19 protein-coding genes, 5 pseudogenes and 1 riboswitch are annotated in these 26,207 nt (G+C 70.8%); of the genes and pseudogenes, 4 read left to right on the top strand and 20 right to left on the bottom strand.

From position 1 onward, the window contains the following. Positions 1–206: 206 nt before the first annotated feature. From Pflav_RS36965 to Pflav_RS36950, 4 genes and pseudogenes are all read right to left on the bottom strand, one after another. A complete protein-coding gene (locus Pflav_RS36965; protein WP_173041278.1) occupies positions 207–833 on the bottom strand; it encodes a GTP-binding protein in 627 nt (208 codons plus the stop codon). Continuing rightward, positions 814–1,182, bottom strand: a complete 369-nt coding sequence (locus Pflav_RS36960; RefSeq protein ID WP_377307454.1) for a DUF742 domain-containing protein — start codon at positions 1,180–1,182, stop codon at positions 814–816. Before Pflav_RS36960 ends, Pflav_RS36965 begins: the two co-directional genes overlap by 20 nt. Positions 1,183–1,239: 57 nt before the next feature. Beyond that, entirely contained in the window at positions 1,240–1,647 is a 408-nt protein-coding gene (locus tag Pflav_RS36955) for a roadblock/LC7 domain-containing protein (protein ID WP_173041277.1), read from the bottom strand. Continuing rightward, positions 1,647–4,805: pseudogene (locus tag Pflav_RS36950) on the bottom strand (sensor histidine kinase). The gene Pflav_RS36955 and the pseudogene Pflav_RS36950 overlap by 1 nt, the downstream one beginning before the upstream one ends. A 469-nt stretch (positions 4,806–5,274) precedes the next feature. On the opposite strand from Pflav_RS36950, the pseudogene Pflav_RS48210 reads away from it, so the two are divergent. Beyond that, positions 5,275–6,440 (top strand): annotated as a pseudogene (locus Pflav_RS48210) (ABC transporter substrate-binding protein). Between the two features lie 63 nt (positions 6,441–6,503). Here Pflav_RS48210 and Pflav_RS36940 read toward each other — a convergent pair. Together Pflav_RS36940 and Pflav_RS36935 are read right to left on the bottom strand one after the other, a co-directional pair. Beyond that, a complete protein-coding gene (locus Pflav_RS36940) occupies positions 6,504–7,328 on the bottom strand; it encodes an ABC transporter permease (RefSeq protein WP_173041276.1) in 825 nt (274 codons plus the stop codon). Positions 7,329–7,405: 77 nt separating this feature from the next. Further along, positions 7,406–8,431 (bottom strand): ABC transporter substrate-binding protein, encoded by a 1,026-nt coding sequence (locus Pflav_RS36935; RefSeq protein WP_173041275.1) that lies wholly within the window; start codon positions 8,429–8,431, stop codon positions 7,406–7,408. 232 nt (positions 8,432–8,663) lie between these two features. Here Pflav_RS36935 and Pflav_RS36930 point away from each other — a divergent pair, with 232 nt between their 5' ends. The 3 genes from Pflav_RS36930 to Pflav_RS36920 all read left to right on the top strand — a co-directional run bounded on the left by Pflav_RS36930 (position 8,664) and on the right by Pflav_RS36920 (position 12,338). Then, positions 8,664–9,611 (top strand): LLM class F420-dependent oxidoreductase, encoded by a 948-nt coding sequence (locus Pflav_RS36930; protein WP_173041274.1) that lies wholly within the window; start codon positions 8,664–8,666, stop codon positions 9,609–9,611. Positions 9,612–9,736: 125 nt separating this feature from the next. After that, positions 9,737–10,558, top strand: a complete 822-nt coding sequence (locus Pflav_RS36925) for an ABC transporter ATP-binding protein (protein WP_173041273.1) — start codon at positions 9,737–9,739, stop codon at positions 10,556–10,558. Positions 10,559–10,664: 106 nt separating this feature from the next. Further along, on the top strand, positions 10,665–12,338 hold the full coding sequence (locus Pflav_RS36920) for a DUF2339 domain-containing protein (protein ID WP_173041272.1): 1,674 nt from the start codon (positions 10,665–10,667) through the stop codon (positions 12,336–12,338). Between the two features lie 91 nt (positions 12,339–12,429). On the opposite strand, the gene Pflav_RS36915 is transcribed toward Pflav_RS36920, so the two are convergent. The 14 genes and pseudogenes from Pflav_RS36915 to Pflav_RS36850 form a co-directional block, all read right to left on the bottom strand. After that, positions 12,430–13,446, bottom strand: a complete 1,017-nt coding sequence (locus Pflav_RS36915) for a methyltransferase (RefSeq protein ID WP_173041271.1) — start codon at positions 13,444–13,446, stop codon at positions 12,430–12,432. A 62-nt stretch (positions 13,447–13,508) separates the two neighbouring features. Continuing rightward, complete coding sequence (thiC, locus tag Pflav_RS36910) at positions 13,509–15,092, bottom strand: phosphomethylpyrimidine synthase ThiC (RefSeq protein WP_173041270.1); 1,584 nt, start codon at positions 15,090–15,092, stop codon at positions 13,509–13,511. A gap of 23 nt (positions 15,093–15,115) precedes the next feature. Next, positions 15,116–15,907: a bifunctional hydroxymethylpyrimidine kinase/phosphomethylpyrimidine kinase gene (gene thiD, locus Pflav_RS36905; RefSeq protein WP_173041269.1), complete on the bottom strand. Its 792-nt coding sequence runs from the start codon at positions 15,905–15,907 to the stop codon at positions 15,116–15,118. Then, positions 15,907–16,480 (bottom strand): annotated as a pseudogene (locus tag Pflav_RS36900) (thiamine phosphate synthase). The gene thiD and the pseudogene Pflav_RS36900 overlap by 1 nt, the downstream one beginning before the upstream one ends. 35 nt (positions 16,481–16,515) lie before the next feature. After that, positions 16,516–17,273: pseudogene (locus Pflav_RS36895) on the bottom strand (thiazole synthase). Between the two features lie 87 nt (positions 17,274–17,360). Next, a pseudogene (gene thiS / locus Pflav_RS36890) lies at positions 17,361–17,555 on the bottom strand (sulfur carrier protein ThiS); the annotation flags it as partial. Beyond that, positions 17,552–18,577 (bottom strand): glycine oxidase ThiO, encoded by a 1,026-nt coding sequence (gene thiO, locus Pflav_RS36885; protein WP_173041268.1) that lies wholly within the window; start codon positions 18,575–18,577, stop codon positions 17,552–17,554. The pseudogene thiS and the gene thiO, both read right to left, overlap by 4 nt. Further along, positions 18,574–19,197 carry a thiamine phosphate synthase gene (thiE, locus tag Pflav_RS36880; RefSeq protein WP_173041267.1) on the bottom strand — a complete coding sequence of 208 codons (624 nt, stop codon included), beginning with the start codon at positions 19,195–19,197 and terminating at the stop codon, positions 18,574–18,576. The genes thiO and thiE overlap by 4 nt, the downstream gene beginning before the upstream one ends. Then, positions 19,191–19,299: riboswitch (TPP riboswitch) on the bottom strand. It overlaps the preceding gene by 7 nt. 228 nt (positions 19,300–19,527) lie before the next feature. Continuing rightward, complete coding sequence (locus Pflav_RS36875; protein ID WP_173041266.1) at positions 19,528–21,243, bottom strand: copper resistance protein CopC; 1,716 nt, start codon at positions 21,241–21,243, stop codon at positions 19,528–19,530. A 32-nt stretch (positions 21,244–21,275) separates the two neighbouring features. Continuing rightward, positions 21,276–22,907, bottom strand: coding sequence for an ABC-F family ATP-binding cassette domain-containing protein (locus Pflav_RS36870; RefSeq protein WP_173041265.1), 1,632 nt, complete (start codon positions 22,905–22,907; stop codon positions 21,276–21,278). A 32-nt stretch (positions 22,908–22,939) separates the two neighbouring features. Then, complete coding sequence (locus Pflav_RS36865) at positions 22,940–23,554, bottom strand: class I SAM-dependent methyltransferase (protein ID WP_173041264.1); 615 nt, start codon at positions 23,552–23,554, stop codon at positions 22,940–22,942. Positions 23,555–23,614: 60 nt separating this feature from the next. After that, a complete protein-coding gene (gene truA, locus Pflav_RS36860; RefSeq protein WP_173041263.1) occupies positions 23,615–24,424 on the bottom strand; it encodes a tRNA pseudouridine(38-40) synthase TruA in 810 nt (269 codons plus the stop codon). 70 nt (positions 24,425–24,494) lie between these two features. Further along, positions 24,495–25,055, bottom strand: coding sequence for a 50S ribosomal protein L17 (gene rplQ, locus Pflav_RS36855; RefSeq protein WP_173041262.1), 561 nt, complete (start codon positions 25,053–25,055; stop codon positions 24,495–24,497). Between the two features lie 33 nt (positions 25,056–25,088). After that, the gene (locus tag Pflav_RS36850) at positions 25,089–26,111 is read right to left on the bottom strand and encodes a DNA-directed RNA polymerase subunit alpha (RefSeq protein WP_173041261.1); all 1,023 of its coding nucleotides are present in this window, start codon (positions 26,109–26,111) and stop codon (positions 25,089–25,091) included. Positions 26,112–26,207 lie beyond the last annotated feature (96 nt).

Here is a 26,207-nt window from a genome sequence, read left to right as displayed (position 1 = left end):
GACAAAGTGTCCCAAGTAGACGATGGTTCCAAACCCTAAAGACGATTTGAGCTACCGCGACGTCCGCCGGGGTCCAGACCGCTGCTCCCGCGGCCTCACCCTCCGCGATTCACAACCCATCCCGGCGCCCGTCGAATCAAGGTCCCTGGAGCGGGAAACGCAGAAAGACGCCGCGTGCCGGAGTGGCACGCGGCGTGGGCGAACGGTCAGCCGACCGGGGTCGGGCGGCGGCCGCCGCCGCGTTCGGCGCGGAGCGTCATCATCGCGTGCTCGACGACGTTGACCAGCACCTGCTTGACCGACTCGCGGTGGCGCGCGTCGCACATCACGAGGGGCACGTGGGGTGCGATGGCCAGCGCTTCGCGGATCTCCTCGATCTCGTACTGCTGGGAGCCGTCGAAGACGTTCAGCGCCACCACGTACGGCAGGTTCCGGTTTTCGAAGTAGTCCAGCGGCGCGAAGGCATCCGCGATACGACGGGTGTCGACCAGGACGGCCGCGCCCACCGCGCCTCGGATGATTTCGTCCCACATGAACCAGAAGCGGGTCTGACCGGGTGTGCCGAAGAGGTACAGGATCAGGTCGTCGGCCATGGTGATACGGCCGAAGTCCATGGCGACCGTCGTGGTCTCCTTGCCCGGCACCTTCGAGGGGTCGTCGATACCCACGCCGGCCGCGGTCATGACCGCTTCCGTGGTCAGCGGGGTGATCTCGGAGACGGCGCCCACGAGCGTCGTCTTGCCTACCCCGAAGCCACCGGCGACCACGATCTTGGCGGACGTGATCCCTCGGTTTCGGCGCGCTCCCATGGCGTTATAGCCTGCGAAGTCCACTCAGCACCCTCTCAAGCAGTTCCATCCGCTCCTCATAGGCTTCAACAGGAGCGGCACTGTGCAGCGTCAGCAAGCCCTCCGCCACCATGTCGGCGACGAGCACCCGGGCGACGCCTAGTGGGAGCCGGGTGTAGGCCGCTATCTCGGCCAGCGACTGCGCACGGTTTTCACAGACGGTGGCGATGCGGTGCTTGTCGTGGCCCGCGAACCGCGACTCCTGCACAGCGGCCGGGTCTGCCACGAGCACCGCCTCAAGGGCGATGTCCTGGCGAGGTTCGGTGCGCCCACGGGTGACCGCGTACGGCCGAACCAGCGCACCTCTTGGATCCTCTCGTGGTTGGTCCACCATGACGCGGTCACCTCCTTCCGTAATCGTCGCGGCGTCGGCGCCATTATCTACTTAGGACTAGCGCGAGACGGCCTCTCGAGTCGCCGGCGACAAGGCCGCACCGACTCGCTCGACGAGCAACGCCATCTCGTATCCCACCTGACCCACGTCGCAGCTGCGAGCGGCAAGCACGGCCATCGAGGAACCGTCGCTGATGGACATGAGGAAAAGGTAGCCGCTGTCCATCTCGATGACCGTCTGGAGCACCCCGCCGGCGCTGAACATCCGGGAGGCGCCGTCGGTGAGGCTGACCACACCGGACGTGATCGCGGCCAGCTGGTCGGCCCGGTCGGCAGGCAGGTCACGCGACGACGCGAGGAGCAGGCCGTCGGCCGACACCGCGACGACGTGGGCGATCCCGGCCACGCTGTCGGCGAAGTTGCTGAGCAGCCAACTCATGTCCTGCATCGCTGCTGGCCTCGTCATCAACTGGTCTCCTTGGTAGAGGTGCTCCCGTTTTCCTGGCTGCCGGCCGAGCGGCCGCGCTGCACACCACGGTGGTACGCGGAGAGCAGGCCGCGCACCTCGTCGGGCGTACGCCTGGCGCGCTCGCGGGTGGTCGAGGTCTCGACCCCACCCGGCACAAGCTGAGCCTGGGGCACGCGCTTGGGCAGGCCAGAACGTGTCGTACCCGAGTTTGCCGGCTCGGCGGCCCGCTCGGCGCGGCGCCAGCCCTCGTCGGCGGCGGTGCGCCAGGTCTCCTCGGCGGAGCCGCGCGGGCGCGGCACGCCACCCATGCCCGGGTCGCCTGCACCTTGCGTGGTTGCGGGTGGCACCGCCGGTGGTGCGTACGCGGCCGGTGGTGGCGCCGCGGCGGGCGCGCGGTTCGGCAGCGAGCCGCCGAGCCCGCCATTGCCGAGGCCGGAGCCGCCGGCTGGGCCGCCGTTGCCGAGGCCGGAGCTGCCGTTGCCGAGGCCGCCGGAGAGCCCCGAAGACGCACCGGACATGCCGGAACCCCCGGAGGAGTAGCTCGCAGGGCTGGCGGCGGCCGGTGTGTAGCTGCTGGTCGCGCTGGCCGTGGCACTGCTGGCCGTAGCGCCGCTGGGGCTCACCGTCGAGAAGATCTGCGTCGACGCCTGGCCGTGCGACCGGAACCAGACCGCTTCCATCTCCCGGTAGATCGGCACCTCGCCGCCGTCGTCGGGGCGGGGCACGACACCGGGCGAACCAGCCACCGGCCCGGCCGGCAGGCCGGACGGAGGAAGTACGGCGGGCGTCATCGGGTGGGCGGTCGCCGGGATCGCCGCGTTCTGGCCGCGCTGCGGCAGTGCCGAGGGCTGCACGGTCGGGTACGCCACCGTGGGCGAACCCAACCCGCTCTGCGGCTGGGCAAGCGCGGCGCCGGCCGACTGGCCGATCGTCGGGAACGCGCTGGTCGCCGCCGTCGCGTTGACCGGTACCGCGGACGTGTCCCACGACGCCGGCGCCTGGCTCGGCCAGGGCTCGGAGAGGGTGGCGGCCGAGGAACGGGCCGGAATAGCTTGCTGCGACCACCCGCCAGACACGGGCGCGGCGGCTGCCGGGCTCGTCTCCACCGCGAGCGGCGAGCGCGGGCGGGTGAGGACCTGCTCGCGGGTACGCGGCTTGGGCAGCACCACGATGCCGCTCGGCAGCGTCACCTGCGCCACCGTGCCGCCCTCGACGTTGGGGCGCAGCTCGACGCGGATGCCGTACCGGGAGGCGAGGCGGCCCACGACCGCCAGACCCATCAGCCGGAACGCGGCCACGTCGACCGCCGGCGGCGCGCTGAGCCGCTGGTTGAGCGCCTCCAACTGGTCTTCGGTGAGCCCCAGACCGCGGTCTTCGATCTGGATCAGCACGTAGTCGCGGATGCGCCGGGCGTCCGCGACGACCACCGTGTTGGGCGGCGAGAAGCGGGTCGCGTTGTCGAGCAGCTCGGCGACGAGCCGTACGACGTCGTTGACCGCGTGCGCGGCGATCGAGATGTCGGTGTCGACCGTGCCGAACTCGATGCGGTTGTAGAGCTCCACCTCGGACTGTGCGGCGCGGAGCGCGTCGACCAGCAGCGCGTCGTCGCGCCGCGGTGCGGTCGAGTCGGCACCCGCGAGCACCAGCAGGTTTTCGTCGTTGCGGCGCATTCGGGTGGCCAGGTGGTCCAGCTGGAAGAGCTGGGCCAGCCGCTTCGGGTCTTCCTCACCGCGCTCGATCATGTCGAGCTCGCCGATCATCCGGTCGACCAGCGCCTGGCTTCGGCGGGCCAGGTTGAGGAACATCGCCGAAACGCTCGTCCGCAGCGCGGCCTGCTCGGCCGCGATCCGGACCGCCTCCCGGTGTACGACGTTGAACGCCTGGGCCACCTGCCCGACTTCGTCGCGGTTGGGCAATCGAATCGCGTCGCGCACTTGTCGGACGATCTCGTCCGGCCCACCCTCACCGATGCTGCGCACGTCGCGCAGCTGGGCAACGGCGTCCGGCAGGTCGCGGTTGGCCACGGAGAGCGCGCCCTCGCGGAGGCGGCGCAGCGAGCTGTTGAGCGACCGGGCGAGGACCACGGCGAGCGCGATGGCGATGATGAGCGTGATGAGCACGAGGATCGACTCGACGATCGCCTGGCGGACCACGGCCGCGCGGACGTCGTCGGCCTCGGCGAGCGCGCGCCTTTCGAGGTTTCCCTCGGCGTAACGCATCAGGTCGACCACCGAGCCGATCGCAACCTGCGCGTCTTTCGCCTGCCCAGGCGCCGGCCGCTGGCCGACCGTGCGGCTCACCAGCGCCTCGCTCGCCTGCGCCAGGTTGACGGCGTCGCCGGTAACCGTGGCGCCCGCGATTGCCTGCTGCTCGCTGCTCGCGACCAGCCTGAACGCGTCCTGCGCGGCCTCCTGGGCGGTCAGCGTGCTCAGGAACGAGTTGAGCTGCTCCTGGCCCAGCTCCTCGCCGCCGATCAGGGCGGCGTACACGACCGCTTCTTCCTCGGCCTTGGCCGCCTTGGCCTTGGCGAACGCGGCCAGCGCGCGCAACTCCTCGGCCAGGTCGCCCTCGCCGGCCAGCTGGCCGACCGCCTCCCCGTACGCCACGAGGTCGGTGAGGATGTTGCCGTAGCGGAGCACCGCCTCGGCGACCGAACGCTGCTCGAGGACGAGCATGTCCGTGCGGGTCTCGTTCAACGTCTCTAGGTCCTGGTCGATCCGGTCGAGCCGGGCACCGACCGAGTCGGGCACCTCACCGATCGACTGCCGCGCCGCCTTGTAGGCCGCGATCCGCTCGTCGGTGCGGCTCACCGACTGGTTGTACAGGTCCTTGTAGTTGACCTTCTGGCCCTGCTCCGGCGGCGGGTCGGCAAGGTAGACGGCCGCCGCCATCCGCTCCTTGTGCAGGTCCTGGCTCACGGCCGAGACGTTGGTGGAGAGGGCGGTGAGGTCGTGGATGAGGCTCGCGTCGAGGGCGCCGCGGCCGATGTCGACCAACCGGACCGTGGCCAGCGCGACGACCGCCGCGACCGGCACCACGAGGATGAGCGCGAGTTTGGACCTGATCCGCGCGTCGCGCAGGCGCGGAAACCAGCGGCGCGCAGCACGGCGGGCCTGCGCACCGTTTTCGGGCAGGGTCGTAGGTCCCGTGCTCACGACATCGCCTCCGTCGTCGTCTCCGCGTGCGACTCGCTCGACCGACGCCTGGGTGCATCGGTTGGCGCCGCACGCGGCACGGCCGCGATTTCACCAGAAACGGCACCCACTTGGGAAGCCTCAGTCAGGCAGGAAACGGTCGCACCGTCCCCATTACAACCTTCGCCCACTCCGCCCCTTCCCAGGAATGTGCCCTTGACCTGCGCAAACAGCAGTCTGTAAGGCATTGATGTCAATAAAGTTAACGGATACAAACTTCTTCACGAACCAGTATGTGGGATAGCCGTCTCGCGGAACCGGTACCCTCCGCTTGACCCCAGCGCCCGCCGTTGGCATGGTTTTGCAGGTTCGAATGACTGCGCGCTCACACCGTACGGCAGGCGGGTCCGCGTCGCTCCACAGGGGACGGACAGCGGTCGCAAGCCCTTAAAACACCAGCTCTGCTGGGCCGTCCACATGGAGGACCACATTGAGGCCCATACGCTCCGTGACGCTGTCTGCGCTCACCGCAGCCGCGCTGGTTCTATCGGCGTCCGCGTGCCAGTCAGGCGACGGCGCCGGCGACATCGAGGAAGTCGTCATCGGTGCCGACCTTGAGCTGTCCGGCCCAACGGCGGACATCGGACAGGCGTACCAGCGCGCGCTCGACCTGAAAATCAGCCAGGTCAACGACTCCGGTGTCCTCGGCAACCGGAGGCTCAAGCTGGACGCCAGGGACAACCGCTCCGACTCCAGCCTGTCGCTGACCAACGTCGGCACGTTCGCCAACAACCCCGATGTCGCGGCCGTCATCATGGGTACGTGCGCGCTGTGCGTCAATAACGTGGCGAAGACCGCCCAGGACCGGCGCGTGCCCACCATCGCCCTGGCGCCGGCCGGCCTGGGTGAGATCGAGCAACGCGACTGGATCTTCAAGGTCGGGCCGAACTCGATCGACAACGCCGCCGCGCTCACCTCCGAGATCACCGCTGACCGGAAGGTCAAGCGGGTCGGATTGCTCCGCACCGACGACCCGTACGGCAAAGAAGGCGAGGAGGCCCTTACCGACGCCTTGAGCAACGCCGGCGTCAAGGTGAAGAGTGTCGCTGTCCGCCCCACCGATACGGACGTGAAAGAGGCGATGGGGACACTCCTGGGAGGCTCCAGGATCGACGCGATCGTGGTGTGGACGCTCGCCGAGCAGGCCGCGCTGGCCGCGACCAGGGCCAAGGAGGTGGCCTTCAAGGGTCCGCTCTTCTTCGACGGGGGGCCGCTGGCGATCTCTTCCTCTCGGACGAGGGCGCCGCGAACGGCGCGACGATGGTGTTCACGCAGACGATGGTCATCGACGACGTCATCGCCACCACGCCGGCGACGGCCGCGCGCAAGCAGTGGTTCCGTGACTACACCGCGAAGTTCGGCAGTTACTACGGCTACTCGTCGTTCGCCGCCGACGCCGTCCAGATGGTCACGAACGCGTTGCTGCAAAGCACCACGCTGAGCCGCGAGAGCATCCGGTCCATTGTGGAGACTTCACAGTTCGACGGGCTGTCCGGGCCGATCCGGATCACCCCTGACAACCATTCCGGCCTGATGCCACAGGCACTCACCGTCCTGGTGGCCCGTAACGGCCGCTGGCGGCTGGCCACCAGCTGAAACCCATAAACCCGCTCCGGTACGGCGCCGCGCAGTCGGCGCCGTACCGGATATCCCTCGGGGTCAGCGGTCGGTGGTGGCGCGCACCCACGGGAGCAGCAGGCGCTCAAGGCCGACCAGCAGGTAGTAGTACACGATCGTCGTGGTCGCGATCAGCACAAACGCGGCGAAGGCCGTGCTAGACATGCCCTGGCCGAGCGTCTGCACGATGATCGACCCAAGCCCCGGCCGCTCCGTGTCACCGGCCTGGAATTCGCCGATGATCGCGCCCACGGCCGCCAGCGGCAGCGCCAGCTTGAGACCGACGAAGATCTGCGGGAGCGCGGCGGGCAGCCGCACCTTGAGGAACATCTTCGTGCGCGAGGCGTCGAGCGACCGCGCCATCTCGGCGAACTCGGAGGGCGTGCGGGTCAGACCCGTCACGGTGGAGAGCACGACCGGGAAGAAGCACATCACGAAAATCATGAACTGGATGGGCGGCTGGCCCCAGCCGAGCCAGGCCACCAGCATCGGACCGAAGGCGATCTTCGGTACCGCGTTCACGGCCACCAGGAGGGGCGAGAACATCCGCTCCAGCAGCACCGAGCTGGCCAGCACGAGTCCGATCAGGAAGCCGGCGAGCGAGGAGATGATGAAGCCCACCAACGTCTCCAGCGAGGTCACCAGCATGCCCTCGAGCACGAACTCGCGGTTTTCGTTGAAGCCGCGCACGACGTCCTGCGGTGGCGGCAGTACGACCGGGTGGGCCAGGCCGAGCACGCTGGTGGCGAGCCACCATGCGAAGACCGTGACGGCTAAGCCGCCGACGGGATAGACGAAGACAGGCACCCGTACTCGAGACCGGTCAACGACCGCGACGGGCGGCGCGGCGACGGACGTCTCGCTCATGGTCTTACTCCTTGCAAGCGTGTGTTTCGGGTGTGGCGGCCCGCCAGCCGCCACACCCGCGTCGCTCTGCTAGCGAATCAGACCTTCGGCAGCAGGTCCACGGAGATGATCTCCTCCGGCTTGATGGGCGCCGTAAGCTGACCCGCGCCCTGCAGGATCGCGATGCTCTTGGCCACACGCGCGGTGTCGATCGTGCCGATCTTCTCGCCGCTGCCCGCGGAGCGGACGAACGAGCCCATCAGCTCCAGCTCGGCCTGGGCCGCCTGCGGGTTCGCCGTGGGGTCCTTGGCCTTGAGGATCTGCGCGGCCTCCGCCGGGTTGGCCAGGGAGTACTCCAGGCCCTTGATCAGCGCCTGGGTGAACCGCTTGACCTCCTCCGGCTTCTCCTTGGCGTTCTTGGTGGAGGTGATCAGCACGTTGCCGTACAGGTCGGTCAGGTAGTCGCTGTACGGCAGGAAGGTCGGCTCCTTCTTGGTCACCGCGGCGATCGTGGGCCGGCCGACCACGAACTGCCCGATGCCGTCGACCTGGCCGTTGGCGAGCGTCTGGATCAGCGTCGCGGCCTCGCCGTTCTGCCACTTCACCTTGGTGTAGTCGATGTTCGCGAGCTTGGCGTACGTCGGGAACAGGTTGCGCACGACGGAACCGGGGGTGTCCGCGAGGGTCTTGCCCTCCAGGTCCTTCGGCGTCTTGATGTTCTTGTCCGACGTGGACGCGATGGCGGCCATCGTGCGCTGCTGGATCGCGGCGACCGCGGTGAAGTCCTTCGTGCCCTTACCGAACGTGAGCAGACCACCGGTCAGGTCGATCGGGGTGTAGTCGGCCTTCCCCGAAACGATCGACGTGATGTTTCCGCCCGTACCGGCACCCTTCTGAATCTCCACGTCAAAGCCGGCTTCACGGAAGAAACCCTTTTCGAGCGCGACCCAGCCGTACGCGTCGCGCCCGAAGTTGCCGAACGACGTGAGGTACGTCACCTTAACGGTCTCGCCATTCGAGGCCGCGTTGTTGGTCTCTTCCGGTTCGTCAGAGCTGCAACCGGCCACGACGGCCAGAGCCGTGGCCAGGGCGGCTACCGCGAACGTACGGGTAACCCTTCTCATGAACAGATTCCTTCCAACTGGAGGGGCGTTGGAGCGCGACGGCGTCGAGATCGAGGGGTGATCGCGAAGCCGTTCATGAATGTCGCGCCACAGCGTAGGCGAAAGGCGGGTTTGCGACGCAAGGCGTATCGGGTTACGAACCGATCCCAGGCGGGGTATCGCGCCGTAACCAGATGCCGCTAACCTGGCCGCGGCCCAAGTCCACTCATCCGATCGAGACAGGACGGTTACCGTGCGGGTTTGCGTCTTCACCGAACCACACAGGGGCGCTACGTACGATGACCAGCTGCGCCTGGCCCGCCTCGCCGAGGACGCGGGCTTCGAGGGCTACCTGCGCGCCGACCACTACCAGGCGATGGGGCTCGACGCCGCGCTGCCCGGGCCCACCGACGCCTGGATCACGCTGGCCGGCCTGGCTCGCGAGACGTCCCGCATCCGGCTCGGCACGCTTGTCACGTCGGTGACGTTCCGGCTGCCCGCGCCGCTCGCGATCGCCGTGGCGCAGGTCGACCAGATGAGCGGCGGCCGGGTCGAGCTGGGCATGGGCACCGGGTGGTACCAGCGGGAGCATGTGTCTTACGGCATACCGTTCCCGCCCACTGGCGAGCGCTTCGACATCCTGGCCGAGCAGCTCGCGGTCATCACCGGGCTGTGGAGCACACCTGTCGGCGAGCCGTTCAACTTCAAGGGCGAGCACTATCAGCTCGTCGACGCGCCCGCGCTGCCGAAGCCGGTGCAGGTGCCCGGTCCGCCGATCATCGTCGGTGGGCGTGGCGCCAAGCGCACACCCGAGATCGCCGCACGGTACGCGGACGAGTTCAACATGCCGTTCAAGACGGTCGCCGAGTCGAAGGCGGCGTTCGACCGGGTGCTCGCGGTCTCCGAGAAGGTGGGCCGGACGGAGTCCGGCAAGGCGCCCCTCGTGATGTCGGCGGGCATCGTGGTGGCCATCGGCCGCACCGACGCGGAAGCCCAGCGGCGCGCGGCACCCCTGCACGCGCCCAGCGCACTCCCGCCGGAGGACCCGGTGGTCGGCTCGCCCGCCCAGCTCGTCGACCGGATCGGCGAGTTCGCGGCGATCGGCGTCACCCGGGTGCACCTGCGGTTGATCGAAATCGCTGACGTCGACCACCTTGAGTTGGTGGCTTCCGAGGTACTTCCGCAGGTTGTCGCCCTGTGATCACGGAGCGCGAAAATGACCATGGCGACGTGGGCCGCATTCGGCCTTCCCGATAGCCTGGCTCCGGCGGACGCCTCGCTGGCGGAGCGAGCGCCGACCGACGCAGCCCGGGTAGGGAGCACACGATGATTCGACTGGCCGGCGTTTCCCAGACCTTCCAGGCGCGATCCGGCGCCGTGGAGGCACTGCGAAACATCAACCTGACCGCCGCCGAGGGTGAGTTCATCGCCATCATCGGCCGCTCTGGCTGCGGAAAGTCCACATTGCTCCGGCTGATCGCCGGCCTCATCGCGCCGACCGTCGGTGAGGTCTCCGTCGGCGGCACGCCGGTCACCAAGCCGCGCAAGGACATCGCGATGATGTTCCAGCGGCCGGCGCTGCTGCCGTGGCGCTCGGTGCTCGACAACGTGCTGCTCCCGGTGGAGATGTTCGGCTGGAAGCGGTCCGAGCACCGCAAGCGGGCCGAGGAGCTGCTCGACATGGTCGGGCTGGCCGGCTTCCACCGCAAGCAGCCACACGAGCTCTCCGGCGGTATGCAGCAGCGGGTAGCGCTGTGCCGGGCACTGATCCAGCGGCCCAAGGTGATGCTGATGGACGAGCCGTTCTCCGCATTGGACGCGCTCACCCGCGAGGAGCTCTCGACCGAGCTCCAGCGGGTGCACATGGATCTGGGCGCCACCACCGTCTTCGTCACACACTCGATCGACGAGGCCGTGCTGCTCGCCGACCGCGTCGTCGTGCTCAGCCCGCGCCCCGGCCGGCTCCGGCGGATCGTCGAAGTCAAGATCCCGCGGCCGCGCTCGCTGGGCCACAACGCGTACCTTGACGAGGTCGCCCGGTGCAGTGCTGAGCTGCACGAGCTGCTGCTCACGCCGGACGGCCCGCCAGAGGCGCCGGAGGCACACCCGGTGCCGTCGCAGGCGAAGCGTCCACGGCAGAAGGTCTGACCCCAGCGGCTCGATTCTTAAGGGACTTTCAGCGGGCTCTGGGAAGTGCGTCAAGCCACGAGCGGCCGGGTAGCGGGCCGGGTCAAGGGGCCGTAACGTGCCTGACATGGCCATCCGTACCTGGAGCAGGGTGCTCCTCGCCGCGCTCGGCGTTGCGATGCTCGCCGCTGCCAGCCAGCTCGGCGTGGCCTTCGGCCTCGGCATCGTCCGGCTGAGTCGCACCTTCCCAGTCGACCAGGAAAACCAGTGGACCGCCCAGATGGCCTGGGTCTGCTGGTTCGCCATGGTGGCGGCGGTAGCTGGTGCGGTCGCCGCCGACCGGATGGCCCGGCGCCACGGCTACGAGGGCGGCACCGGCTCCCGTATCGCGTATTCCTTGTTCGCCGGCATCGGCGCCGCGGTGCTCGTGCCGCTGTGCATGCAGCCGGCCCGCTTCGCGATCGTGCGCGACACCGACCCGGTGCTGGTCATCGGCCTCTCGGCCGCGCTGGGCGCGGTGGCGGGCGTGTTTGTCGCCTTGGCCGCGCTGAGCCACCAGCCTCTGTTGTGGAACGTCGGGGTGGTCAGCGCCGCCGCGTGGGCACTCGCGCTCGTCTCGGTGATCCCGTCGCTCGGCCCCGACGACCCGCTGCCCAACCTCCGCCTGGGCGTGCTCGACCTGGCCACGTTCAGCTCGGGTGCCGCGCAGAGCTCGGCGGTCGCGACGATGCCCCTGCTCGCACTGGCGGTCGGCGCCGCCTGCGCGGGCCTCGGCCGCTGGCTGGGCCGCCCACCGACCGCGACCGGGCCATCCGGCATCATCGGCCCGGCGATGCTGTGCCTGGCCTACCTGGTGGCCGGCCCTGGCACCGAGACCGACAAGTTCCAAGCCGCGCCGTACTGGGGCGCTCTGGTCGCGGTCGGCGCGGGCACGCTGGGCTCGGTGCTCGCGGCGGTCGCCCGCCGTCCCAGCCGCCGCCCCGCCGAGCCGGCCGAGGAGACCGCGGCAGCCGCCCCGCAAGAGCAGGATGCGGCCGCACACCCGTCCCGCGAGCCCGGCATCGAGCCGGTCTTCCGCGAGCCGCCAGCCGAGGGGTGGAGCGTCCCTCTCCCCGGCACAGCGCAGAGCCGTCGCCGGCTCCGTCCACATCGGCCGCGGGCTCGACCGCCGAGGAGACGACCGCATCGCTGCCCGTGGTCGAGCCGCCAAGTGGCCGAGGTGACAGCTTCTCCTCGGCGCCCGAGCCCAGCTCAGGCGGCGGCCCTCGCGGAGGCTCCAGAGGCGGATTTTTCGACGAGCCGACGGCCGACCTCCCGCCGCAGTCCCCGCCGCGACCCTCTCCCCGCCCAGCCCCGCCGCAGGCGCCTCCGTCTCCCGCACGCCCGGCCCGCCGGCCCAGCCCGCGTGACCCGGGAGCCGCCGAGGCAGCGACCGCCTTCTCCGCCGGGCGCCGGGCGGCCGGCTACTCCACCGGCGAGATCCCCGTCTACGCCGGCCCGGAAGACCAGCCCAACGACCGCGGCGGTCGCCGTGATCCCGCGCCCGACCGCGACCGCGACACCCGCGCCGACCAGCCCGCCGACGAGCCGTCCCCCGCCAGCGCCGCGGCCTCTTCGGGCGCCGTCGCGCGGCAGCCCCACCCCCGAGCCCGTCGAGCCGCCCAGCCAGATCGACGTCCCCACCCAGCGCGGCGGCCAGCCTCGGCCTGAGCCAGTGCTAAAGCCGCGCGACGAGGAGTATGTGGACTGGGTCAGCGGCCTCTCCAGCCGCGATCCGGACCGCCGCGACCCGTCCCGCTGACAGCTCCCGCTCAGCCGGTCGACCAAGCGAAGCGGGGCCGCCCCAACGGACGGCCCCGCATTGCGCGTCCCGCATAGGCGCGCGACACGCGTCACGGCTTGGTGGCAACCACCACGCCGTTGGCACCCGGCGCGTCGAAGTGGACGACGTGTGCGTCCACGAAGCCGGCGTCGGTGAGCCAGTCCGCGTACTCGGTCTCCGAGTAGTTGCGGCCGCCGACGGTCTCGACCAGCATGTTCATGCCCATCAGCGCGGCCGAGGCCGGGCCGGTACGGTCGGCGTTGAGCAGCAGCTCGGACACCACCACGGCGCCACCGGACGGGAGGGCGGCGTAGCTCTTGGCCAGCAGCTCGCGGTTTGTCGCCTCGTCCCAGTCGTGCAGGATCATGCTGAACAGCATCACGTCGTAGCCGCTCGGCAGGGCCTCGTCGTGCAGGAAGTTGCCGGCCGTGGTGTCGATGCGGTCGGCGAGGCCTGCGGCCCCGGCCTTCTCCGCGGCGATCGGGACGACGTGCGGCAGGTCGAACACGGTGGCGCGCAGCGACGGGTACCGGCGGCACAGCTCGATCGGGTACGCGCCGGAGCCGCCGCCCACGTCGAGCAGCCGCGAGTGCGCACCGAAGTCGTACGCCTCGCCGAGCGCGCGGGCGGTGAAGATGGACGTCGAGTACATCGCCTCCCAGAAGAGCGCGAGCAGCTGCGGGTCCTCGGTCTCGAACATCGACTCCTGCGTGTCCGGGTCCCAGGTCAGCGGCCGGTCGGTGCGCAGTGCCTCGCCGACGCGGTGCCAGGCCAGGTAGGTACGCCGGTCGCAGTAACGGACCTGCCCGCCGAAGTAGTAGGGCTTGCCGGCCACCAGGAACTCCTCGGCCAGCGCGGAGTTGCGGTAGCCGTCGCCGTCGCGCTCCAGCAGGCCGAGCGAGGCGCAGGCGGCGAAGAGGAGGTCGGCGGGGCGTTCGGCGAGGCCTAGTTCAGCGGCAGCCTTCTCGACGGTGATGCTCTTGCCGCCGGCCAACCTCGTGAACAGGTCAAGCTCGACTGCGGCAGCGAACGTCTTGAAGCTCCAGAATCCGGACACCAGGCGCATGAGGGGTGTTGGCGTCAGCATCCGGACATGCTACAGAGTTCAACTACCGCAGTCAGCCATTTAAATATGAACTTTTATGACAATTAAGCCAAAGGTAGGTACACCCGGCTGCCCGCCTCGACGAACTCCTCGGACTTCTCTTTCATGCCCTTCTCCGCGTACGCCTTGAGCTCCTGCGTGATCTTCATCGAGCAGAACTTGGGGCCGCACATCGAGCAGAAGTGCGCGGTCTTGGCGGGCTCGGCCGGGAGCGTCTGGTCGTGGTAAGCCCGGGCGGTCTCCGGGTCGAGGGCCAGGTTGAACTGGTCTTCCCAGCGAAACTCGAAGCGCGCCTTGGAAAGCGCGTCGTCCCACGCCTGCGCGCCCGGGTGCCCCTTGGCGAGGTCGGCGGCGTGTGCGGCGATCTTGTACGCGATCACGCCCGCCTTCACGTCGTCCCGGTCCGGCAGGCCGAGGTGCTCCTTCGGCGTGACGTAGCAAAGCATCGCGGTGCCGTACATGCCGATGATCGCGGCACCGATCGCCGAGGTGATGTGGTCGTACGCGGGCGCGATGTCCGTGGTCAGCGGCCCGAGCGTGTAGAACGGCGCTTCGTGGCACACCTCCTGCTGGAGGTCCACGTTTTCCTTGATCTTGTGCATGGGCACGTGGCCGGGGCCCTCGATCATGACCTGCACGTCGTGCTCCCACGCCACCGTGGTCAGCTCGCCCAGCGTACGAAGCTCGGCGAACTGCGCCTCGTCATTGGCGTCCGCGATCGAGCCGGGGCGCAGGCCGTCGCCGAGCGAGAACGTGACGTCGTACCGGGACAGGATCGCGCAGAGCTCGGCGAAGTTGGTGTAGAGGAAGTTTTCCTCGTGGTGCGCGAGGCACCAGGCCGCCATGATCGAGCCGCCGCGGGAGACGATGCCGGTGACTCGCTCGACGGCCAGCGGCACGTACCGCATCAGCACGCCCGCGTGCACCGTCATGTAGTCGACGCCCTGCTCGCACTGCTCGATCACGGTGTCCCGGAAGACCTCCCAGGAGAGCTTCACCGGGTCGCCGCCGACCTTCTCCAGCGCCTGGTAGATCGGGACGGTACCGATCGGCACGGCCGAGTTGCGGATGATCGCCTCGCGGGTCTCGTGGATCCGCTTGCCGGTGGACAGGTCCATCACGGTGTCCGCGCCCCAGCGGGTGGCCCAGGTCAGCTTCTCCACCTCTTCCGCGATCGAGGAGGTGACCGCAGAGGTACCGATGTTGGCGTTGACCTTCACCAGGAAGCGCCGTCCGATGATCATCGGCTCGGACTCGGGGTGGTTGACGTTGGCCGGCAGTACTGCCCGGCCGGCCGCGATCTCGTCCCGCACGAGCTCAGCGGGGACCCCTTCGCGGAGCGCCACGAACTCCATCTCCGGCGTGACCGTGCCGGCGCGTGCGTAGGCCAACTGTGTCGGACGAGAACCGCCCAGCGGGGTACCCGCACCCCGCACCGGCGCCACGTCCCCCCGCTCGGCGATCCACGGCCCGCGCAGCGGCGGCAGCCCGACCGAGGGGTCCGAGCCGGGGCCGGACGTGTCGTACAGCCGGACCGGCGGCTCGCCCCCGGTCAGGTCCACCTCGGCGAACGGCACCCGGATGTCCGGGCGAGACCCCTCCACGTACACCTTCCGACGCGCTGACATCCTGCCTCCCTAGTCCACAACGGCTAGATCGCTTTCCAATCGAGGTGATCGAGCGGGCCCGTGCCGGCGCCCAGCTTCCAGTCCCGGGCGCCGGCCAGCGCCCGCGCGACGTACTCCTTCGCGAACTCCAGCGCGTCGAGCACCTGGTCGCCCAGCGCCAGCCGCGCGGCGATCGCCGCGGAGAACGTGCAGCCCGTGCCATGCGTGTTGCGGGTGTGGATGCGCGGGTACCGCAGGAAACGCGTGCCCGCCTCCGTCCACACCGCGTCGACGGCCTCGTCGCCGGCCACCAGGTCGCCGCCGGTGACCACCACGAACTTCGGCCCGCCCGCCGCGAGCTGCCCGGCCGCGCCCGCCATCTCGGCCGGCGTCGTGACCGGCCAGCCGACCAGCGCCGACGCCTCCTCGCAGTTGGGGGTGGCGACAAGCGCGTACGGCAGCAGCCGCTCGATCGCGCCGACGACGCCGAGCCGCCGCCCGCTCGACGAGGAGAGCACCGGATCGACGACGAGGTTGGGGAGCAGCCCCGCACGGGCCTTGGCCAGCACCGCCGCGCCGACCTCGGCGGTGGCGAGCATGCCGGTCTTGGTCGCGGCCGGTGGTAGGTCGTCGAGGAGCGAGTTGAGCTGGGCGCTCACGACGTTGCCCGGCATCGGGTACACGTCCTGCACGCCCCAGGTGTTCTGCGCGGTCGCCGCGGTGACGACCGACGTGCCGTACACCCGAAGCGCCGCGAAGACCTTGAGGTCGGCCTGGATGCCGGCGCCCCCACCCGAGTCGGAGCCGGCGATGCTGAGCGCGATCTGAGGTGTCATCACCACACCCCGCCGCGGCCGGCTGCGGTCTTGACGGACAGCGCCGCACCGCGAAGCTGACGAAACACCCCCGCGGGGTCGTCCGCCCGCATGACCGCGCCCATGACGGCCACCCCGGCGGCACCGGCGGCGAGGCAGCCGCCCGCGTTCTCCGGGGTGACGCCGCCCAGCGCGAGCACCGGTACCGGCGAGCGGGCAGCCAGCCGCGCGAGGCCGTCGAGCCGGAGCGGCGGGCCGTACCCCGGCTTGGATGGCGTGGGGAAGACCGGCGAGACCATCGCGTAGTGCTCGCGCGAGAGCCGCGACAGCTCCGCCTCGTCGTGGCAGGAGCGCCCGACAAGCGGGAGGTCCGGCGGCGGGTACGGCCCGGCCGCGGCGAGGTGCACGGCGCTCCCCCGAGAGGGTCCGGGCCAGCGACGATCAGCTGCCCGTCGACGTCCGCGAGCACCGCGCGCAGGGCCGCCGCCAGCGTCGCGCGCTCGTCGGGGCCATGTCCTTCTCCCTGAGTACGACACATCGGGCCCCGCCCTCGACGGCCGCAGAGACGGTCTCCACGAGCGGCCGGCGCGACATCCGCCGGTCGGTGAGGACCACCACCCGGTCGGGGATCACAGGGCTGGCCTGCCCTCGTCCGGGGTGGACGCGAGCGCGTGGAAGCGCCGCGGTATCCGCCCCGCCCCGCCGCGAGCCACCCCGCCTCGATCGCGTGCCGGATCGCCGCGGCCATGCGCACCGGGTCGGCGGAACGGGTGATCGCGCTGGCCACCATCACCGCGTCGCAGCCGAGCTCCATCGCGAGCGCGGCGTCGGAGGCGGTACCGATGCCCGCGTCGAGGATCACCGGCAGGTTGACCGACTGGCGGATCAGCTGGATGTGGTGCGGGTTGGAGACGCCCAGGCCGGAGCCGATCGGCGAGCCGGCCGGCATCACGCCCGCGCAGCCCACGTCGATGAGGCGGCGGGCCAGGATGGGGTCGTCGGTCGTGTACGGCAGCACCTGAAACCCGTCCGCCACCAGCTCCTCGGCCGCCCGCAGCAGCTCCACCCCGTCGGGCAGCAGCGTGCGCTCGTCGCCGATCACCTCGAGCTTCACCCACGGCGTCTCGAACGCGTCGCGGGCCAGGTGCGCCACCTTCACCGCCTCCCGCGCGGTGTAGCAGCCGGCGGTGTTGGGCAGCACCCGTACGCCGCAGCGGTCGAGCATGTCGAGCAGGCCGCCGCTCATCGTCGCGGCGCTGTCGACCCGGCGCAGCGAGATGGTGACAAGCTCCGTGCCGCTCTCCTTGACCGCCCGCTCCAGGATGTCCAGGTTGGACACGCCCCCGGTGCCGAGGATCAGCCGCGACCGCAGCTCGACGCCAGCGATCTGCGGCGCCGACCACGCTCCGTCGCTCGGCGCTCGTCCGCCGTCGTGGTCGAGGCCCGTAGCCTCGCGACTCCCGCTCACGCTAGCCCCCTGCGCGGCGGTCAGCACCTCGACCTGGTCGCCGTCGCGCAGCGCCGCGCCCGGCCAGCCGGCCCGCGGCACCACTTCGCCGTTGACCGCGACCGCGACGCCGCGCGCGACCTGTGTCACGACCCGCACGACGTCCGCGACGGTCGCCCCGTCGGGCAGGGCCTGCGGGTTTCCGTTGACGACGACCTTCATGCGAACCTCCCGGGCGCGAACGGCCCCAGAATCGGATCCAGCTGCCCCGTCTCCACCAGGTCGGCGACGAGGTCCGCGGTGAGCGGGGTGAGCACGATGCCGTGGCGGTAGTGGCCGGTCGCCACGATCACGCCGTCGCTGTGGGGGCCGATCAGCGGGGCGTTGTCGGGCGTGCCGGGGCGGTGGCCGGCGATCGCCTCGGCCAGCTCGTACTCGTAGATCTCTGGCACTAGATCGGCGGCCGCGCGGAGCAGCTCCACCACCCCGCCGGCGGTGACGTGCGCGTCAGCGCGTTCCTCCACGGTCGCCCCCACGACGACCTCGCCGTCGAGTCGCGGTACGAGATAGACGTGGCGGCCATCCGCGTACCCGCGAATGACGTGGGAGAAGCCCGGCGGCTGGTGGCCAGGCGCGCGGAGGCGGAGGATCTGGCCCTTGACCGGGCGGACCGGAAGGCCGGTCAGCGCGGCCGACCCGGTGCCGGCCGCGATGACGGTGACCCCCGCGGGCCCGGACTCGCGGACGATGGCCACGCCCGCGGCGGTCGCGGCCTTGCGCAGCGCCGGCACCAGCCGGCGCGGGTTGACCTGGTGATCGTCGGGCGCGTGCGCCCCGCCGCGCACGCGCGGCGACAGAAGCTGCTCGCGGTCGCGCAGCTCCGTGGGTCGCAGCGGCGTGATCGGGAGTCCGAGACCCGCCTGGTACGCGCGCAGGCGCTCCGCCTCGGCCAGGTCGTCCCCGGTCAGCGCGACGACGAGCGTGCCCTCCGCGCGGTAGCCGATCTCCTCGGCGCCCAGCTCGGCCGCGAACCCGGGCCATCGCTTCGCCGACTCGACCAGCAGGGCGGTGAGCTGGGCCTCGCCGAAGTACGCCTCGGCGACCGGCCCGAGCATGCCGGCCGACGCGTGCCAGGCACCCGGCAGCCCGTCGTCCACCACCTCCACCGCCATGCCGCGCGCGGCGCACCGCCAGGCGATCGCCAGCCCGATGGGGCCGGCTCCGACGACGGTGACGTCCTTCATCGGAGGGCGTCCCAGAGCTGCTTGGCGGCCGTAGCTGGATCTGGTGCTCGGGAGAGCGCGCCAATCACCGCCACCCCGTACGCGCCGGCCGCCCGCAGCTCGGGTATCCGCTCGGCCGTCACCCCCGCGATCGCGATCACGGGTACGCCCACCGCGCCGGCCACCGCCGCTATCCCCTCGACCCCGATCGGCGGCGGGAGGCCGTCCTTGGACGTGGTCGCGTACGCCGGCCCGACGCCCAGGTAGCTCGCCCCGGCGTCGACGGCGGCCTTGGCGGTCGCCGGCTCCCGCGCGGTCGCGCCGAGGATCGCGTGCGGCCCGAGGACCCGCCGTGCCGCCTCGACCGGCAGGTCGAGCGCGCCAACATGCCCGCCGTCCGCGCCGACCGCCAGCGCGATGTGCAGGCGGTCGTTGACCAAACAGGTCGCCCGGGCTTCAGCACAGAGCGCCCTTACCCGCGTGGCCAGCTCGTATGCCTCACGATCGGTGGCGTCATCCTCCACTCGCACCTGCACGGCGAGCCCTTCGCCCGCCACGCCGAGAGCGGCCTCGACGACCGCGAGCGGCTCACGTCCGGGACGGGTGTCGGTGATGAGATGAAGCCGAGGAAACGACGACATGCAGCTCTCCTCCCTGCGCCGGCATTACCCGGATCAGGTTCGACGGTCGAGGGCTGCATGCCCCCTCTCAGCCCGGTGCACCGGGCTCCCGTGGGTCACTCCTTGCCGAGAGTACGACGCCGTTTACGGCCCCGTAAAGAGGAAGACGTGTGAGACACGCCTTTAACTAGGGCCTGTTTCAAAAGAATTGTCGAGGCGAGCCGGGATCCAGGCGGCGATCCGGCAAGTCGGGCGCAAGGTCGCATACCGGTGTTGTATGCGGCCTTACGCCCGACGCCGCCGGTCGTCGTCTGGACCCGGCGCAGCCCGGCAAGGATTTTGAAACAGGCCCTAGCTGGCGGGTACGTCCACCGTGGTCTTTACCGTTGCCTGGTTCAGGTCGTCCAGGCGGATCGTCAGGGACAGTTCCCACTTGCCGGGGTAGGGGAAGGTGATCGCGCCGATGCCCTGGTTGTCGCGGATGGACACCACGTCGTTGGGGATCGGCGGGATGCCCTTCTCCGGCAGGGCGGCCGTCACCCGCCACTCGGCGACCGCGACCGGCTTGCCGGCGGGCGTGTAGACGAACGCGTGCAGCGTGTTGTTCTCGCCGATCTGCACCGGGAAGATCTCGAACTGCACGGAGAAGATCGGGCTGTTCAGCGTCGTCGAGAAGCCCACCGCGTCGGCGGCGGCCTGTGCCTCGATGTCCGCCGAGCGGCCGGGCGTGGTCTGTACGAGCACCGAACTGGCCGCGAGCACGATCGCCGCCAGGCCCAGCTCCGCGGCGACAAGCCGTCCCAGCCGGGCCGGCGAGCGGCGCAGCACCAGGCGCCGGGAGAAGAACGCGACCGCCAGTACCACGCCCAGCAGGCCGACCTTGACAAGGATGAGCTGGCCGTACCGGGTGTCGAAGAGCGCGCCCAGCCCACCGATCTCGACGACCGCCTGCACCACGCCGCCGAGCACCAGCCAGCACACCGCGACGGCCGCCCAGCGGGACCAGACCGGCAGGATCACGCCGAGCACGCGGCTATCCGCCCAGCCCCGCCGCAGTACGAAGCCGACCAGCACGACCAGGCCGCCCAGCCATACCGCCATGCTGGCCAGGTGCACGGTGTCCGCGACCGCCGACACGGGCGGCACCGGTGAGGCGGCCGCGTGTCCGGCGAGCGGCCAGGTGAGCAGCCCGAGCGCGCCGAGCAGAACGAGCGGGAGTGGCGACCGCCGCACCGCGGACCGGCCCGGGGAAAGCGGCGGCTCGGAAAGCACCGGCGGCCCGCCGGCACCGACGAGCACGCGGGCGGGCGCGCGGACCGGCAGCGACGCCCGCACTGGTGAACGCATCCGGAGCAGCGCCACGATCGCGGCGAGCACGACAAGCCGTACCGCGGACCAGAGGCCGAACGAGCTGAGCGCCACGTCCCGCAGCTCGGCCACCGACACGTCGAGCGGGCCGGCACCCGAGGTGTACGGCGCCTGTAGCCAGAACGAGCCCGCCGTGCTCACGCCCACGAGTCCCAGCCCGACCCACACAAGGCGCATCGGGCCACGGGTCGAGGCGCGGCGCGGCCAGAGTACGGACATGAAGAGCAGCGGCCCGACCACGAGGGTGAGCCCGACATAGCCGGCGTACTTGGCCACTCCCAGCAGCGCACCCACCGCCGGATCGTCGTCCAGCGCGGATGGCGCGGTCTGCGAAGGCGCGCCCACGGAGAACATGAAGCCGCCTGACAGCGGGTGCCCGTCGGCCGAGATGATGCGGTAGCTGACCAGGTACGTGCCGAGCGGGCGGTCGGCGACCCGCACGTCCAGCGACAGCGTGCCGTCCGACGCGACCGGGTCGCCGGTGTTGACCCGCTTGCCGTCCGGGGCGATGACCTGCGTCTTGCCGGGGATCACGCGCACCGGCTCGTTGAACGTGAGCGTCACCTTGGTCGGCGACGAGCCGATCACCGAACCCTGCTCGGGCGTGGTGGAAACCAGCGCGGCGTGCGCGCTCGCCGGGGCGGCGGGCACGAGAAGGACCAGGCACAGCCCGGCCAGCAGGGCCCCCACCCATCTCATACCGAGTAGTTCGTAGCTGCGGTCGTAAAGGTTCAATCCCAGACCGGCTCGGGCTTCTCCGTCACCTCGCCGTCGTCGCCGAAGACCACGAACCGGTCGAACGACCGCGTGAACCACCGGTCGTGGGTCACCGCGACCACCGTGCCCTCGAACGCGCCGAGCCCTTCCTCCAGCGCTTCGGCGGAGGCCAGGTCGAGGTTGTCCGTCGGCTCGTCGAGCAGCAGCAGCGTCGCCCCGGACAGCTCCAGCAGGAGCACGAGGAAGCGCGCCTGCTGCCCGCCGGACAGCGTGCCGAACCGCTGGTCTCCCTGCCCGGCCAGGTCGTACCGGTGGAGCGCCTTCATCGCGGCGTGCCGGTCCATGCCGTTCCGGTGGTCGTCGCCGCGCCAAAGGATCTCGACGAGCGTCTTGTCCAGCAGCTCGGGATGGTCGTGCGTCTGCGAGAAGTGACCGGCGCGTACCCGGGCGCCGAGCCGGACCACCCCGGCGTGCGCGACAGCGGACGGCGTGTCGAGCAGCCGCAGGAAGTGCGACTTGCCCGTGCCGTTGGCGCCGAGCACGGCCACCCGGTCCCCGTACCAGATCTCCAGGTCGAAGGGGTAGGTGAGGCCGTCCAGCTCGAGCTGCTCGCACATCACGGCCCGCTTGCCGGTGCGCCCACCGGTCAGCCGGATGCGGATGTCCTGGTCACGCGGCGGCAGCGGCGGCGGCCCCGCCTCCTCGAACTTGCGCAGCCGGGTCTGCGCGGCCTGGTAGCGCGAGGACATGCCGTCGTTGTACGCGGCCTTCTGCTTGTACATCAGCATCAGCTCGCGCAGCTTCTGATGCTCCTCGTCCCAGCGCCGGCGCTGCTCCTCCAGCCGGTCGTGCCGGGCCGCGCGCGCCTCGTGCCAGGACGCGAAGCTGCCCGGGTGCACCCACGCGCTGCCACCCTCGACCGCGACAACCCGGTCGGCGGTACGGGCCAGCAGCTCGCGGTCGTGCGACACGTACAGCACGGACTTGGCCGACTCGCGCAGCCGGTCCTCCAGCCACCGCTTGCCGGGCACGTCGAGGAAGTTGTCCGGCTCGTCGAGCAACAGCACCTCGTCGGTGCCGCGGAGCAGCAACTCCAGGGCGAAGCGCTTCTGCTGGCCGCCGGAGAGCGTCCGCACCGGGCGGTCACGCACCTCGTCCCAGGGCTTGTCGAGCACGAGCACCACCACGGTGTCGAAGAGCACCTCGGCGTCGTACCCACCCGCCTCGCCCCAGGCGGCCAGCGCGTTCGCGTACGCGATCTGCTTGCGCTCGGTCGGGTCGTCGTGGACCGCCGCCTCGGCGGCGGCGAGCCGCTCGCCCGCGGCCCGCAGCGGCGGCGACGCTAGCGACAGGGCCAGGTCGCGCAGTGAGGTCTGGTCCCGCGGCACGCCGCTTGCGGCGGGCCCAATTTGGCCCAGCATGCCGATGAACTGGCGCATCACGCCCAGCCCGCCGGCCCGGGCGACCGCGCCGGTCACCACCGGCAGGTCGCCGGCCACCATCCGCAGCAGGGTGGTCTTGCCGGCGCCGTTGGGACCGACGAGCGCCACCTTCGCACCCTCGCCGACCCGGAACGAGACGTCGTGGAACAGCTCCCGCCCATCCGGGAGAGTGTGCCCAACACCGGCGACGTCCACGTAACCCACGCCGGCATTTTTCCTGATGGCACCGGCGCCGGTCATCCGACTTTCAGGGACGCGACTTTCAGGACGCGGTACCCCTTTTGGCTCGCGTGCCGCTCGACCCGGTGCCCGCGCTCCTCCAACCACCGCTGTAGGGAGTCGCCGCCCAGGTGGCGGGCGACCACGAGCCACGCCACGCCGTCCGGCGCCAGCCGGGGCAGCCACGTGTCGAGCATCGTGTGCAGCTCCGCCTTGCCGACGCGGATCGGCGGGTTCGACCAGATCTCCGCGAACCGCACGTCCGCCGGCACCTCCTCCGGCGCGGCCACCCGCACGTTGCCGGCGTCGAGCCGGGCCGCGTTTTCGGCGGCGAGCGCACGGGCCCGCTCGTTGACGTCGACCGCGTACACGGTCGCGCTCGGTGCGGACGCCGCGAGCACGCAGGCGATCGGGCCGTAGCCACATCCCAGGTCGAGGAAGGGACCGGCGGCCCCGGCCGCGGGCAGCGGGGCCTTCCGCAGGAGTACAGCGGTGCCAGGGTCGAGCCGGTTTCCGGAGAAGACGCCACCGGCGGTGACCAGCGTGTACTCCCTACGGCCGGCGGTGAACTCCACGTCGCGGCGGCGCTCGCCCACGCTGGGCTGAGCGCTGAAGTAGTGCTCTCCGGTCACGCCGAGCATTCTCACACGCGGCCTTGCGCGGGACAGTGCATGGAGAAATGGGCGGCGGTCTCAGCCCCGCAGCCGCCGGGTCAGCTCCGCGCGGCTCGCGTACTCCTCGGGGTCCTCGGGATAGCCGACCGCCACCAGCGTCAGACCACACGCCGGCGCGACCGTCACCTCGCTGGATCGCTCGCGGTGGCTGAGCAGGCTGGCCGGCCAGTCGACCGGGCGGCGCCCATCCCCGGCGGTGAGCAGTGCCCCCACCAGGCTGCGCACCATCGCCTGGCAGAACGCGTCCGCCTGTACGGTCGCCACAAGCGTGCCGTCCGGATCGCGCCGCCAGTCGAGCCGGCTGATCGCCCGGATCGTGGTGGCGTTCTCCTTGCGCTTGCAGTACGCCGCGAAGTCGTGCTCGCCCAGGAAACCCTTGGCCGCGGCGTTGAGCGTGTCCACGTCGAGCGGTCGGGGCCAGGCGAGCGTGGCGTGGCGGCGCAGCGGCTCGGCCCCGTACGGCGCGTCGGTGACCCGGTACTCGTACCGCCGGAAGGTCGCGGAGAAGCGCGCGTCGAAGTCACCGGACACCTCGCGGGCCGCCCGTACCCGTGCGTCCGGCGGCATCAGCCCGGCCAGCCGCCGTACGAGCGTGGGTGCCAGCCGGGCCCAATCCTCGTCAGGCAGGTCGACGTGGCACACCTGGCCGGTCGCGTGTACGCCGGCGTCGGTGCGCCCGGCGACGGTGAGGCCGGTGGCCGCGTCCGGGCCGAGGAGCCGCTCCAGCGCCTCGGTGAGGACCCCGGCCACGGTGCGGCGCTCCGGCTGGGCGGCCCAGCCGGAAAAGCTCGTGCCGTCGTACGACACGTCCAGCCGTACCCGGGTCATCCCACCTCCCAAGATGCGGCAGGGCGCCCCTCACCAGCGTGAGGGGCGCCCTGCCACGGTGCTTTAGCCGTCAGTCCTTGGCCTTGTCGTCGGCGCCCGGCGCGTTCGTGCCGGAAGCCTCGGGCGTGGTGTCGGTCCCGGCCTCGTCCGCCTGGGACACCGGGGTCGGCTCCTCGTCCGGGGCCAGCGCCTCGACCTTGTCCTGCTGGGCCGTGGCCTTTTGGGCGGTCCGCTTCGCGGCCTTGGCGGCCTTGGCCGGCGCCTCGGCGACCACCAGCTCCTCGACCAGCTCGATGATCGCCATCGGCGCGGCGTCACCCTTGCGCGGCCCGGTCTTCACGATCCGGGTGTAGCCGCCGGGGCGGTTCGCGTACCGCGGGGCGATCTGGTCGAACAGCTCGAAGACCACGTCCTTGTCCTTGACCACGGTCAGGACGCGCCGCCGGGAGTGCAGGTCACCGCGCTTGGCCTTGGTGATCAGCTGCTCGGCGAGCGGCCGCAGCCGCCGGGCCTTGGTCTCGGTGGTGGTGATCTTTCCGTGCCGGAACAGCGACGTGGCCAGGTTGGCCAGCATCAGCCGCTCGTGCGCGGGGCTACCGCCGAGGCGGGGGCCCTTCGTGGGCGTGGGCATCGTCTGGTGCTCCTCGTTCGTGCCGGCAGCCGCTTAGAGCTGCTCAGTCTCGCGGTAGTCGTCGGAGTCGTAGTCCACCTCGCCGAAGGAGTCCACGACGTGCGCCGGGTCGAAGTTCGGAGCCGAGTCCTTCAGCCCCAGACCCATCCCGGCGAGCTTCATCTTGACTTCGTCGATGGACTTCTGACCGAAGTTCCTTATATCGAGAAGGTCCGCCTCCGTACGGCCGATGAGCTCGCCGACGGTGTTGATGCCCTCGCGCTTGAGGCAGTTGTACGACCGGACGGTCAGGTCGAGCTCTTCGATCGGCAGCGCCAGGTCGGCAGCGAGCTGCGCGTCCTGGGGCGACGGGCCGATGTCGATGCCCTCGGCGGTCTCGTCCAGCTCACGGGCCAGGCCGAAGAGCTCGACCAGGGTGGAGCCGGCGGAGGCCAGCGCAGTGCGCGGGCCGATCGAGGCCTTGGTCTCGACATCGATGATCAGCCGGTCGAAGTCGGTGCGCTGCTCGACTCGGGTCGCCTCGACGCGGTACGTCACCTTGAGCACCGGCGAGTAGATCGAGTCGACCGGAATGCGGCCGATCTCGGCGCCGGCCTGCTTGTTCTGCGCGGCGGTGACGTAGCCGCGACCCCGCTCGACGGTCAGCTCCATGTCGAGCCGGCCCTTGCCATTCAGCGTGGCGAGCTTGAGGTCCGGGTTGTGCACGGACACGCCGGCCGGGGGCTGGATGTCACCGGCCGTGACATCGCCCGGGCCCTGCTTGCGCAGGTACATGCTGACCGGCTCGTCGTGCTCGGAGCTGACGCACAGCTCCTTGATGTTCATGACCAGCTCGACCACGTCCTCCTTGACACCGGGGATCGTGGTGAACTCGTGCAGCACGCCGTCGACCTTGATGGACGTCACGGCCGCGCCCGGGATGGACGACAGCAGCGTACGGCGCAGGGAGTTACCGAGCGTGTAGCCGAAGCCGGGCTCGAGCGGCTCGATGGTGAACCGCGAACGGGTCTCGCTGATCGACTCCTCGGAGAGAGTCGGCCGCTGGGTGATGAGCACTGTGTTTCTTCCTTCGGTCGGGGCTGCCCGCTATTTGACAGCCGCCCACGTGACGGCCGGCGCGCCAGGACGACGCGCCGGCCACAAGCCTTACTT

This window comes from Phytohabitans flavus (assembly GCF_011764545.1).
GTDB classification, from domain to species: Bacteria; Actinomycetota; Actinomycetes; order Mycobacteriales; family Micromonosporaceae; genus Phytohabitans; species Phytohabitans flavus.
Note: the sequence above shows the minus strand (reverse complement) of the source record. Positions and strands in the feature narration are given on the sequence as shown.